At 57.9% G+C, this 1,579-nt stretch carries 1 protein-coding gene and 1 pseudogene; both read left to right on the forward strand.

Going from position 1 to position 1,579, the window contains the following annotated elements:
* A pseudogene (gene sucC, locus AACG97_RS00170) lies at window positions 1–612 on the forward strand (succinate--CoA ligase subunit beta); the annotation flags it as partial.
* Window positions 612–1,481, forward strand: coding sequence for a succinate--CoA ligase subunit alpha (gene sucD / locus AACG97_RS00175; protein WP_004885990.1), 870 nt, complete (start codon window positions 612–614; stop codon window positions 1,479–1,481). The pseudogene sucC and the gene sucD, both read left to right, overlap by 1 nt.
* Window positions 1,482–1,579 lie beyond the last annotated feature (98 nt).

The raw sequence follows: 1,579 nt of genomic DNA on the forward strand, positions 1-1,579 counted from the left end.
ACCATTTTCCTTGAGCGCGACCTGGCGCTGATCGAAATCAACCCGCTGGTTATCACTAAGCAGGGCGACCTGATCTGCCTCGACGGCAAACTGGGCGCTGACGGCAACGCACTGTTCCGCCAGCCGGATCTGCGCGAAATGCGCGACCAGTCTCAGGAAGATCCGCGCGAAGCGCAGGCGGCGCAGTGGGAACTGAACTACGTGGCGCTGGATGGCAACATCGGCTGCATGGTTAACGGCGCAGGCCTGGCGATGGGCACCATGGACATCGTTAAGCTGCACGGCGGCGAACCGGCTAACTTCCTCGACGTTGGCGGCGGCGCGACCAAAGAGCGCGTGACCGAAGCGTTCAAAATCATCCTTTCTGATGACAATGTGAAAGCAGTGCTGGTTAACATCTTCGGCGGCATCGTGCGTTGCGACCTGATTGCTGACGGCATCATCGGTGCGGTAGCGGAAGTTGGGGTTAACGTTCCGGTCGTCGTTCGTCTGGAAGGTAACAACGCCGAACTGGGCGCGAAAAAACTGGCTGACAGCGGCCTGAATATTATTGCAGCGAAAAGTCTGACGGACGCAGCACAGCAGGTTGTTGCCGCAGTGGAGGGGAAATAATGTCAGTTTTAATTAATAAAGATACCAAGGTTATCTGCCAGGGCTTCACCGGTAGCCAGGGGACCTTCCACTCTGAACAAGCGATCGCTTACGGTACGCAAATGGTTGGCGGCGTGACGCCAGGCAAAGGCGGCACCACCCATCTGGGTCTGCCGGTGTTCAACACCGTGCGCGAAGCCGTTGAAGCGACCGGCGCGACCGCGACCGTTATCTACGTTCCGGCACCGTTCTGCAAAGACTCCATTCTGGAAGCAATCGACGCGGGCATTAAGCTGATTATCACCATCACCGAAGGTATCCCGACGCTGGATATGCTGACTGTGAAAGTGAAGCTGGACGAAGCGGGCGTGCGCATGATTGGCCCGAACTGCCCAGGCGTTATCACCCCGGGCGAATGCAAAATCGGCATCATGCCGGGTCACATTCACAAGCCGGGTAAAGTGGGCATCGTTTCCCGTTCCGGTACCCTGACCTATGAAGCGGTTAAGCAGACCACCGACTACGGCTTCGGCCAGTCTACCTGCGTCGGTATCGGCGGCGACCCGATCCCGGGCTCCAACTTCATCGATATCCTGAAGCTGTTCCAGGAAGATCCGCAGACCGAAGCGATCGTGATGATCGGTGAGATCGGCGGCAGCGCGGAAGAAGAAGCGGCAGCCTACATCAAAGAGCACGTGACCAAGCCGGTTGTCGGCTACATCGCGGGCGTGACCGCGCCGAAAGGCAAGCGTATGGGCCACGCGGGCGCCATCATCGCTGGCGGTAAAGGTACTGCTGATGAGAAATTCGCCGCCCTGGAAGCCGCTGGTGTGAAAACCGTTCGCAGCCTGGCCGATATCGGCGAAGCGCTGAAAGCTATCATCAAGTAAACCCTCTCTGCTTCTCCGAAGCAGAAATCTGTCCGATTTCGACATGGTTGGCCACCGTCAGGTGGCCTTTTTTATGGGCGTTATCCATCTCGCCAGAA

The sequence above is a fragment of the Pseudomonas sp. Nvir genome (assembly GCF_963778085.1).
GTDB lineage: Bacteria > Pseudomonadota > Gammaproteobacteria > Pseudomonadales > Pseudomonadaceae > Aquipseudomonas > Aquipseudomonas juntendi.